This is a genomic window from Saccharospirillum impatiens DSM 12546, assembly GCF_000423605.1.
Lineage (GTDB): Bacteria > Pseudomonadota > Gammaproteobacteria > Pseudomonadales > Natronospirillaceae > Saccharospirillum > Saccharospirillum impatiens.
Genome location: NZ_KE384064.1, coordinates 1 through 11,201 on the forward strand (window position 1 = coordinate 1; position 11,201 = coordinate 11,201).

Annotated in this window: 9 protein-coding genes; 2 read left to right on the top strand and 7 right to left on the bottom strand. The window is 55.3% G+C overall.

Translation table 11 applies throughout. The features are described from left to right. The 4 genes from G565_RS0122155 to G565_RS0122170 form a co-directional block, all read right to left on the bottom strand. Window positions 1-219 (bottom strand): transposase (locus G565_RS0122155; protein WP_425413991.1); only part of this gene is annotated, 219 nt, incomplete at its 3' end. 73 nt (window positions 220-292) lie between these two features. After that, window positions 293-1,666: a hypothetical protein gene (locus G565_RS25590; RefSeq protein WP_084649533.1), complete on the bottom strand. Its 1,374-nt coding sequence runs from the start codon at window positions 1,664-1,666 to the stop codon at window positions 293-295. Between the two features lie 106 nt (window positions 1,667-1,772). Further along, entirely contained in the window at window positions 1,773-4,355 is a 2,583-nt protein-coding gene (locus G565_RS0122165; RefSeq protein ID WP_028672728.1) for a WD40 repeat domain-containing protein, read from the bottom strand. A gap of 131 nt (window positions 4,356-4,486) precedes the next feature. Beyond that, complete coding sequence (locus G565_RS0122170; RefSeq protein WP_028672729.1) at window positions 4,487-5,482, bottom strand: YeiH family protein; 996 nt, start codon at window positions 5,480-5,482, stop codon at window positions 4,487-4,489. Window positions 5,483-5,572: 90 nt separating this feature from the next. Between G565_RS0122170 and G565_RS0122175 the strand changes: the two genes are divergently transcribed. Next, window positions 5,573-6,436: a LysR family transcriptional regulator gene (locus G565_RS0122175; RefSeq protein ID WP_028672730.1), complete on the top strand. Its 864-nt coding sequence runs from the start codon at window positions 5,573-5,575 to the stop codon at window positions 6,434-6,436. 472 nt (window positions 6,437-6,908) lie between these two features. Here G565_RS0122175 and G565_RS0122180 read toward each other — a convergent pair whose 3' ends face one another. From G565_RS0122180 to G565_RS25595, 3 genes are all read right to left on the bottom strand, one after another. Beyond that, window positions 6,909-7,988: a TRAP transporter substrate-binding protein gene (locus tag G565_RS0122180; RefSeq protein ID WP_037341172.1), complete on the bottom strand. Its 1,080-nt coding sequence runs from the start codon at window positions 7,986-7,988 to the stop codon at window positions 6,909-6,911. Between the two features lie 95 nt (window positions 7,989-8,083). After that, entirely contained in the window at window positions 8,084-9,382 is a 1,299-nt protein-coding gene (locus G565_RS0122185; protein ID WP_028672732.1) for a TRAP transporter large permease, read from the bottom strand. A 5-nt stretch (window positions 9,383-9,387) separates the two neighbouring features. Continuing rightward, entirely contained in the window at window positions 9,388-9,951 is a 564-nt protein-coding gene (locus G565_RS25595) for a TRAP transporter small permease (RefSeq protein WP_084649532.1), read from the bottom strand. Between the two features lie 260 nt (window positions 9,952-10,211). Here G565_RS25595 and G565_RS0122195 point away from each other — a divergent pair, with 260 nt between their 5' ends. Then, on the top strand, window positions 10,212-11,192 hold the full coding sequence (locus G565_RS0122195) for a TauD/TfdA family dioxygenase (protein WP_028672733.1): 981 nt from the start codon (window positions 10,212-10,214) through the stop codon (window positions 11,190-11,192). The last annotated feature ends 9 nt before the right edge of the window (window positions 11,193-11,201 follow it).

Here is an 11,201-nt window from a genome sequence, read left to right on the forward strand (position 1 = left end):
TCTAAGCCACTCGACCTCGACCTGCAGCTTGCCAATTTGTTGATATAGATGGTCTTCCCGAGCTTCCAGCTTTTTCGGGTCGGGTTGGCTACTGCCGCGTTCGAAGGCTTCCACCAGTCGCTCCTGGGCGATTTTCTTCCAGGTGTTGATCTGAGAGGCATGTACGCCGCACTGCGAAGATAATTGAGCGACTGTCTTGTCGCCTCGGATAGCCTCCATTGCGACCTTGGCCTTGAACTCACTACTGAACCGTTTTCTCGCCACGTTACTACTCCTGCTTGGTCGTGGCATTCTACCTATGCCCGTGGTCTAAATCATGGGGTCCACTATAAACGGCCAGCGTATTGCCATCGGCCGAGAGCGTCACACTGTTGCCGAACCAGTCATTGGCTTCGGTGTTTGAGGCTTTAATGTAAGCTTGCTGGCTCCAGTTTGTGCCATCATGAACGAACACATAGGCGGCACCGCTTTGGCCTTCACTCTTATCGGATTCGTCGCCGTCGATACCGGTCGCGGAGCTGTCTTCCTTGTCTGCGCCCACCGCTAGGGTTTGTCCGTCTGCTGACAGCGCAACGCTGGTGCCAAAATCGTTGCCGGCATCGGTATTGGACGCCTTGATGTAGGCTTGTTGACTCCAGGTCGTGCTGCTGCGACTGAAGACATAAACAGCACCGCTCTTGAACGACGAATCATCGAGCTGGTTGCCATCTATGCCTGTGGCAGCGCTGTCCTCATAACGCGCGCCCACGGCCAGCAAGTCACCATCACCGGACAGCGAAACACTGAACCCGAATTCATGATCTTCGCGGGTGTTGGAGGCCTTGAGATACGCCTGTTGTGACCAGTCATCGCCATCACGCACGAACACATAGACGGCCCCGCTGTCGCTGGCTGAATCGTCGCTCTGGATTCCGCTGACGCCCTTCGCGCCACTGTCTTCCAGGCGGGCACCCACAGCCAGGGTATCGCCATCGTCTGACAACACTAACGCTTCTCCAAACCAATCGACGCCATCGGTATTGGACGCTTTCACATAGGCTTGTTGCTGCCAACTGTCACCGTCTTTTTGAAACACGTAAACAGCGCCGCTGGCATTGGCTGAATTATCGTCCTGATTCCCTTCAACACCCGTTGCCGAGCTTTGCTCTTCTCTGGCGCCAACCGCCATGGTTGAGCCGTCAGAAGACAGGGCGACGCTGTAGCCAAACTGGTCATCCTCGTCCGCATTCGATGCTTTGAAGTAGCCCACCGCCTCAGCCAGATTGGTGTCAACGAACACCGGATCAGAATCAGTGCAGCCGTCACTGTTGCACGCTTCCAGAATGTAGCTGGCGTTTATTCGCCCGGGCAGGAATACGTCGAGTTCGTGGCTGGTCGCATCTGCCGCGATGCTGGCTATTTCCGGGTAGCCAGAGACATCATCGGGGTTTTCAAGCAAGCGGTACCCGGTTGCTCCACTGACCTCCGGCCAGTTGAATGCAAATGTTTTTATGCTCTGTCCGGTGAGTGACAAAGTGGGTGCATCGGGTAATGTGATGGCACTTTGGTTGCCACTACTGTTATCGCTGGTGTCGTTGTCATCGTCGTTGCTGTCACTTTCGCTTCCACAGGCCAGCAACGTAAGCCCCAGAAGTAAAACGCCAGACAGACGCAGAGTTTTCAACATGTCAGAGTCTTTATTGGAATTCACAGTTCTAATCCTTAAACGTTACTATGGAGAAGGTACCCGGAGTGCCCAGGTCCGGTTTATGCGGTTCGAATTGCATTACGGACTACTGACCTGCCAAAGGCAGAGACGAGAAATGGGGAGAGAAATATGCGTTGACGTGTGTAAATGCACCGCCGACTGTTACTGTCTGTGTTGTTTCAGAAATGGAAAGTGCGTAAACACCGCCATTAATTACTCCACTGACATCAGGATTCCACGCAGTGAGTGCACCATCACTGGTAATTGCGGCCAGACTGTTTCGAGGTTGGCCCAGGATGCTGGAGAACCTGCCACCTGCATAAACAGTGCTCCCGGATATGGCAAGTGACCAAACAACGTCATCAGCGTTTGGATTCCAGCCGGCGAGTGTGCCATCGGTAGTTAAGGCCGCGAGATGGTTTCGCTGACTGCCATTGATCGTATCAAAATGACCGCCAGCATAAATTATGCCGCCTGCAATCGAGAGGGATATGACGGAGTCATTTGTAGCCGGATTCCAGTCGGTCAATGTGCCGTCAGTTTCCAAGGCAGCCAGACCGGAACGTGCCTGCCCGTCAATGTTTGAGAAGCGCCCACCCACATAAATTAGGTTGTCAGAAATCGCGAAGGTATAGACCCTGTCATCAGAGTTCGGACTCCAGGTGGTCAGCGTCCCGTCGGTTTCGATGGCGGCCAGATAGTTACGTTGCTGATTACTGATGTTATTAAAGCGTCCACCTGCATAGATGGTATTGTCCGAAATCGCTAATGCTTCAACAATACCGTCGGCATCTGGATTCCAGTCGGTGAGTGAACCGTCAATTCCAATAGCGGCCAATCGGTTTCGAGTTTGTCCACTAACGCTGGTGAAGGTTCCACCCGCGTAAACGGTGCCACCCGAGACAAGTAATGCTTCGACGTCATCATTCGCATCGGGATTCCAGTCAGTGAGTGCTCCACTATCGCCAATAGCGGCAAGGTTGTTCCGAACCTGTCCGCCGATACTCTCGAAATAACCGCCCGCATAAGCCGTGTTACCGGAGATTGTCAGTGTTTGTACCGCGTTATCGGCCTCGGGAGCCCAGCTGAGGAGAGTTCCATCCTTTTCGAATGCCGCCAGTCTACTGCGCTCTTCGCCGCTTACTGTTGTAAAGTAACCGCCTGCATAGAGCGTATCGCCCGAGACGGCCAAAGCTCGAACTGAACCACCCTCAACCCCGGGGTCCCAACTTTTTAGCGAACCATCATTGGCACCAATGGCGGCTAGCGATTCGCGTTGTTGTGTGCGAATAGTGTTAAAAACCCCGCCGACATAGACAATATCATCAGATACTGCCAGGGCCCTGATGGAACCATCAGCATTTGGGTCCCAGGGTAGGAGTGTGCCATTAGCCGTGAAGGCAGCGAGGTGGTTGCGAGAAGTTCCGCCAGCCACCGAGAAGTCCCCTCCGACGTACACGGTATCGCTCGACAGTCCAAGAACGTGTACTGAGTTGTTTGCCTCCGGATTCCACGCCGTAACAGTGCCATCCGTTCCAATGGATGCCATACGGCTGCGAGGCTGATTATCGACTTCTGTGAAATCACCGCCGATATAAACCGTGCTTTCCGAAATTGCGATACTGAAGACCGTGTCACTGGCATTCGGATTCCAGTCGGTAAGCAGTCCATCAGTAGCCACCGCAGCCAGACGATTTCGGGGCTGGCCATTAATAGAGGTAAACTCTCCACCCACGTATACTCGGTTGTTGGATAGTGCCAGGGCCCTAACGGTATCGTCGGCGCCTGGATTCCAACTGCCCAGCGTACCATTTGATCGAATATGGGCGAGTCTGGTGCGGGGTTTTCCCCCTACTTTTTCGAAATTGCCACCAATGTAATAGCCACCAGAACCATCGGAAACGGCAGTCAAAACTGACCCTTCTACTATCGGAAATGCGCCGGGATGACCAGTGATCATACTGACTGGAACGCCATTGCCGGTCAGAGGTCCCATCATGCTGAAGGCACCACCCAGGTAGGTGATACCGTCATCATCCTGATCGAAGGCATACACGTACGAGTTGGGAACTATCTTGTCAGGCCGTGCACCCGCTTCATTGGATGTAACGCGGCCAGCACCAGTCTCCGATTCAAGTTGAAACCAGTAATTCTGACCGTTGTCGAGTTCCGTTATTGTGATAGGAGGGGTGACATCTATCATCAGGGTGCCATCGGGGCACAGCGTGTAGTTTTCCGGGTCACAGTCCGGTGCTGTCGATGAATAGAGATTAAAACGCTCAGCATCACTGTCGTCCCAGCTGAGTGTTGCTGAGCCAGGGTAAGCCCGGGCATTGAGCTCAGCAGGGGTGATGGCGCTGAACCCGGCTTCGATGGTGCAATCAGCAGTGACGGCTCCGGTACTGTATTGGTCACCATTAAGAGTTCCGCCGCAACCGACAACACTGGTGATTCCCAGGCCGCTGTCAGGCGAGACAGTAAAGGTTGCTGTCTCGCCATTGGCAACAGTAAGACGTTGGGGGCTGACGCTGCCACCCTCCGGGGCTGCGGCTGTAACCGTATGGCTTGTGCTAGATGAGCCCCCGGAACCTCCACAGGCGACAAGCAGAACACCGAGAGCAATCGTGCTGATGGAAGTGAACGTAAATCCTGATCGCAACTGTCTCATTGCACTTGATCCTTAAGCTTGAAACCGTCATTTGAAGGTTCAGCTTAAAGGAAGCGCGGAGCCGGTTATATTATCCGGATGGGGCCCCCCATATGGGGGGGGGAGCTAGATATTGGCAGAAGGCAGTGTGGTTAGAACAGGGTCACTAAAACAGAGGTGACTCCAAGCCCGCCACCCAACAGCAGCACAAACAACACGCTGGCATGCACCAGGGGCTTCCAGCCGGCGGTTTTGAGATCACACCAGCGTGCCTTGATGCCGAGGGCGACCATGGCCAGTGCCAGAGCCAGTTGTGCCAGCCATTGCAATGCCGTAATCACCGCCGGTGGCAGCCAACCAAGGCTGCCAATACCAGCGGCGAGCATAAAGCCGAATACAAACCAGGGGATGGGCAGGCTAGTGGCGGTATTGTCATCGGTATCCGCCTTACGCAAGCGGACAATTACGCTGGCCAGCACCAGCACGACGGGTGCCAGCATCATCACCCGTACCAGTTTGGTAACTACGGCGTATTCCATGGTCTGAGCCCCCATGGCCTGGCCAGCGGCAACTGCCTGGGCCACTTCGTGCACGGTACTGCCGATATAGATGCCGAACCAGGCCGGGTTCAGCCCGGAAAAGGCAAAAAGAAGCGGGTAGGTGAACATGGCCAGAGTACCGAACACCACAACCAGAGCAACGGCCAGAGTCACGTCCTGATCCCGGCCCTTTATCACCGGGTTGGCCGCCATGATGGCCGCGGCACCGCAGACAGCACTGCCAACCGACGCCAGGGAGGCGAGCTCCGGGCTCATTTTAAGGCAGCGTACGCCAAACCAGATGCCAAAGGTGAGGATGACCACAATCATGATGGCATCGGCCACCAGAGCCGGCCAGCCGACGGCGACCAGTTGGGTCAGGCTCAGGTTGAAGCCAAACAGAATGATGCCCAGGCGCAGCAGTTTTTGCTGGGCAAAACCCAATACGGCCTTGGCTTTTTCACCGGGTTTGGCTGCCCAGGGTGAATTGCCATAGAGCGCACCGATCAGCACGGCCAATGGCAAGGCGCTCAGGCCGATGCCAGCCAACAACGGCAGTTGCGACAGCAATAACGCTGCGCCAGCCAGACTGATCAGTATCCACACCATGGAGTTTCTCCTGTATTAGTGTGGCCACTGTAGATTGGCGGCTATGATAAGTATAATGGATATAACTTAACTGATAGTTCAAAAAAGCTTATGAATTTTACATTGCGCCAATTGTCGATCTTCGAAGCCACCGCCCGGCTGGGGCGGCTTACCCGGGCGGCTGAGGAGCAGTCGATCAGTCAATCGGCGGCCAGCCAGGCGATTACGGAACTGGAACGCCAGATGGGCCTGGCCCTGTTTGAGCGGCGGGGTCGCGAGCTGGTGTTAACCCCGGCCGGGCGCGACCGGCTGCCGCAAGTCCGGTTGATACTCAGCGATTGCCAGCGGCTGACTGAAGGGTCGGGCGATGAACTCGCTGGTCAGTTGCGAATTGCCGCCAGTACGACCATTGCCTGCTATGTTGTCCCGGGCGCTCTGGCCCGGATGACGGAGCGGTATACTGGCATCCGCCCGGCCATCGACATTCAGAACACCCGGGGGGTGCTGCAGCAACTTGAATCCGGTCAGGCGCAAATTGGTCTGATCGAAGGGCCTGCGGTGCATGACTATTTGCAGATTCGGCGCTGGCAAGAAGACCGGTTGGCGTTGTTTGTTACGCGGGATCATCCGTTGGCCCACGAGAAACGGGTGTCGACCAGGCAATTGGAAGCCCTGGACTGGATCGTCCGGGAACCCGGCTCCGGTACCCGGGAAGTGTTCGATACCGCCATGCAGGCGGTGGGGTTACAGCCGAAGATACGGCTCACCCTGAGTCGTCAGGAAGCGATTAAACAAGCCGTTTTCTGTGGGCTGGGGGCCGGGTGTTTATCACACCTGTCACTGGATGCTGATGGGTCTGGCCGTTTTGTGCCGCTCAACACTGAACTGACCCTGGTACGGTCGTTCTCCTGGGTGTGTTCGCCAGAAGCGCTTAAATCACCTTTGGTGCAGGCGTTTATGAAGGCGCTGCAGTAAGTGCCCTGAGTCTGAAATTCGCGTTGATTCAACCTCGAGTTAACCAGGGACTGCCGGGTGCGTCTACTGGGGGCCGTTAGACCGCAGGGATGCGGTCTCCGAGCTTACAGGGATGTATTCACAGCGAGCCCCCAGTAGACGTACCCGGCAGTCCGCCTGGCACAGAATTAACAATAGGCACTTATGCCAGTTACCCACCGGATTTCAGACTCAGGACACCAGCCATAAAAAAGCCGCCAGGTCCAAAAGGACATTGGCGGCAAAGCAGCAATAATTCTTTTCTGATCGCTCAGGTTTCGGAGTTAGCTGGAAAATAAGCAGCGGCGGACTGGGGCAACCCTGTGGGGTAGTCCGCAGCATGGATGCTGCAGCCTAGGCTCCATGGAAGGATTCACGCCGACCCCACAGGGTTGCTCCAGTTGGCCGGTGCGGACCAATGCCACATAGCTCACCGAAACTCCGAACATTGTGTTTAGTTCAAATCACGTTCGTAACTTTCGTTGATTATTGCGTCTGCAGCTTCCGCTTCGCTGCGCAGCAGGTTCAACCACATTTCACCGTCTTCGATGTTTTCAACGAACCAGTCAAATGCTGGCGTGGCCGCTTGCAGGAACTGTTCTTTTTCTTCCGGGGTCGGCACGTAAACTTCACCACCGGCTTCGGCGAAATCACGATACGCCTGAATCGACTTGCGCTTCGGTGACGTAAAGGTGGCTTGTTGCAATGCATCGAAACCATCTACTACGACGCGGCGCAGATCTTCCGGCATGTCCATGAACACTTCGTTGTTCATGTACCACAGGGCCGCCATATAAGCGTGGCCATCCAGCGTCAGATACTGCAAGCCGGCCTCAGGGAATTTCATCGACATGATGTCGGTGATGCCGTTCTTGGAACCTTCAACCACACCGGTTTGCAGCGAGGTGAACAGCTCTGGCCAGGGGATCGGCGTTGGGCTGGCACCCAGACCGCTGGTCAGTGTCTGCGGCAGGTCGGCCACAACCGTACGGATCTTCAGGCCTTCCAGGTCTTCCGGCGTGCGCACGGTGCGCTGGGTGTTGGCAAAGTTCCGCCAGCCGCCCGTGTTACCAATGGTCATCAGACGAACCTGGTCGTTGGAATCTTCCAGAATGGCATCGCGCATTTCGCGGGTGAAATCACCGCGCAATACAGTTTCGGCCATGCGGTCGCTGCGCAGAATGTAGGGCAGGTCGAGTACCTGAACGTACGGGTACATGTTGGCGACGCCGCCCGAGGTTGAGATGTAGATATCGACCGAACCGTCTTCCAGGGCTTGCATGCACTCGGTGCCGTTGCCGCATAACTGGGTGCCGAGGAAAATGTCGACCTCAATGGCGCCGTTGGACTGGGCTTCCACGAAGTCTTTGAAGACGACGAGGCCATCGTAATCTTCGTCGTTTTCATTGGCGTTGGAGACAGCGCGCAGGCGGTAGTCTTCCGCGCTGGCAATGCCCATGCCCAGGGTTAACAGGGTACCGGTGACGGCTCCAACGCATTTTGCGATGAGCTTTTGCTTGCGATTCAAACGCATGGCTCTTACCTCTTGTTGTCGTGTTTTTCTTGTTGGTTGTTGTTGTGGTTTTGGGTCGTGCTTTCAGTGTGTACAACAGCGCGTTGTACGGTTCGTCAGGCGGGCCATGGCATCAGGCCCAGCAGACGGGGAACGGTCAGTGAAATTTCCGGTACAAAGGTGATCAGGAAAATCACCGCAATCTCAGCGGCCAGGAACGGCAGAATGGCTTTGGCAATTGACTCAACCCGTTCACCGGAAACGCTGGATGCAACAAACAGCACCAGCCCCATCGGTGGCGTAGCCAGACCGACGGTCAGGTTAACGCTCATGATCATCGCAAAGTGAACCGGGTCGACACCGATGGAGGTGAAAATGGGCGCGAGAATTGGGCCGAGAATAATAATCGCCGGGCCGGCATCCAGAAACATACCGACAATGAACAGCATGATGTTGATCAAAAACAGCAGGATGTACGCATTCTCGCTGAGCGTCAGCATCCACTCCGCCAGAATTTGAGCCGATTGCGACAGGCTGACGACGGTTTTAAACGCCATGGCCGAACCGACCAGCAACAGCACCACGGCAGACCCCATGGCGCTGCGCACAAAAACCTGTGGCAAATCGGTTAACTTGACCGATTTCAGTACCCAGACACTGAGGATCAGGGCGTAAGCGACAGCAACCGCCGATGCTTCAGTCGGTGTAAAAATACCGCCTAAAATACCACCCAGAATGATGACCGGTGTCAGTAAGGGCAGAATGGCTTTTTTCGAAGCAACGGCCCGCTCAGGCCAGGTGTATTTGTGGCCGGCTTTGGGAAAGTCGTATTTCTTGGCCATGATCGCCGTGATGATCATCAGGGACGCACCCATCAGAACACCCGGTACGATGCCGGCGGCAAACAAGGACGCCACCGATACTTCCATGGTGTAGGCGTAGATGATCATGATGCCGGAAGGTGGAATGATCGGCCCGATGACCGAAGACGCGGCGGTAATGGCGGCGGCGAACTTTCGTGAGTAACCGTTCTTTTCCATCGCCGGGATCATCATCGAACCGATCGCCGATGTATCCGCCACGGCCGAACCCGACAAGCCCGCAAACAGCATGCTCGACATGATGTTCACGTGCGCCAGGCCACCGCGAACATGGCCGATAAAAGCTTGCGAAAAATCAACCAGGCGAAAGGTAATGCCGCCGCGGTTCATCAGTTCGCCGGCGAGCATGAAAAACGGAATGGCCATCAGCGGGAAGGAGTCGATACCGTTATAGATGTTGCGAAACAGCAGCGGCAAATCACGGTCCATGCCTTCCCACAGCAGCATGAAGCCCGGGGCAAAGAGGGTGGCGAAAAACACCGGCATGCCGATCAGCAGTACGATCAAAAACAACGGTAAAAATAGAATCAACATGCTGCTTACTCCATCGCCAGTTCGGCTCTGCCGTGTTTGGGTGTGATACCGAGCCGGTCGTTGAAATCGCTAAAGATCAGGTTGCCAGCTTCTTTGAGCAGCAGTTCAATATTGACCAGAATCATGGTGCCGAAACACACCGGCATGGCCAGATAAACCCAGGCAAGGGGCATGTTGAAACTGGCAGCACGGCTGCGAAACCCGCGCTGAAAAAACTCCAGTCCCATGGTGAACAGGAAGTACAGAATGATCAGTGCAGCCAGGTAAAGCGTCAGTTTCAGCAGCGCAGCGACAACGCGCGGCAGAAAATCGTGCAGCATTTCAATGGCAACGAACGAGCCTTCCCGGTAGGCCGCCGCCGCCACCAGCGCCATCATCCACATCATGAAGGCACGGGCCACTTCTTCGGGCCAGGGCTGGGCATTGTTGAACACGTAGCGCATCACCACCTGGAACAGGATGGACGACACCATCAGGGTCACGCAGATCCAGGCGAGGAACTTGCCGACCGCAGCAATAGCGGTGTTCAGGGTCATCAGGGCTTTCAACGGCAATACCAGGGCCTTCATAGCGATGCACCTTGGTGTGCCGGATGCCGGTTCATTGTTGTCATTGTTGAACCTCACTCATCAGGGCAGTGAAAACGTTAACAGGCCTTTTCGTTGATGTAAATCAATAGTAGATGAATTTTTCCATAGGATGTGATCGAAACAAATTCATTCACTATTGATTTACTTCTTGAGATGACGTTGCTAGAGTGGACTCATCGCAGGCTCAGCGGGCTTATTTGGCCGTTCCAGGCAGCCCTACAGATCAACCAGGAGGCAGCATGACAATAAAAATTGATCAGATTCCGGAGCAAAAGCAGGTTAACGGCCGGGATTTCCCGCTGGTGGTCACCCCTCACAACGATGCGGTGGCGACTGACACAGGCGCGTTTGATGCCTGGGTCACTGAGCAACAAGATGCCTTGAAAACCCAGTTGATTGAGCACGGTGCCATTTTATTTCGGGGCTTCCCGGTCACCGATGCCAATGCCTTCGAGCGCCATCTGGACCAAACCCCGTTTAAGAACATGCCGTATGTTGGTGGCGCTGCACCACGCAACCAGGTAACAGCGTCGCGCATTGTAACGGCCAACGAATCACCGGCGTCAGAGACCATTCCGTTTCACCATGAAATGGCTCAGGTTCCTAACCCGCCGGGCTACATTTTCTTTTATTGCGAGAAAGCCGCCGAAGCGGGTGGTGCTACATCGATTCTGCATTCCGGCGAAATCTACCGCGCGTTTCACGGCATCAACCCGGAATTTGCCGACCGTCTGGAAGCCGAAGGCGTACGCTATATTCGTGTGATGCCGGAAGTGACCGACAAAGGTTCGGCCATTGGCCGCTCCTGGAAAGACACCTTCCAGGTGCAGACACGGGAAGACGCAGAACGCGTGATGACCGAAGCGGGCATGGATTGGGAGTGGCTCGAAAGCGGCGACTTGCTGACCCGCACCCGCGTGCTGCCTGCCATTCAGTTCGACAAAGAAACCCAGCAAAAGGTGTTCTTCAACGCCGTACTGGCGGTTTACACCGGCTGGAACGACAGCCGCAATGTGGGCACCAAAGCGGTTACCACCGGCACGGGCGACTACATGGATAAAGACGTGATGGACGCCACCGTCAAGGCGATGGATGACCTGTGCGTCAACTTCAAGTGGCAAGACGGCGATGTACTCTGGATCAGCAACTACACCGTGTTGCATGCGCGCCAGCCCTTCAAGGGCGAGCGCAGTATTCTGGCGTCTATTTCCTACAAATAAGCGTTGGTC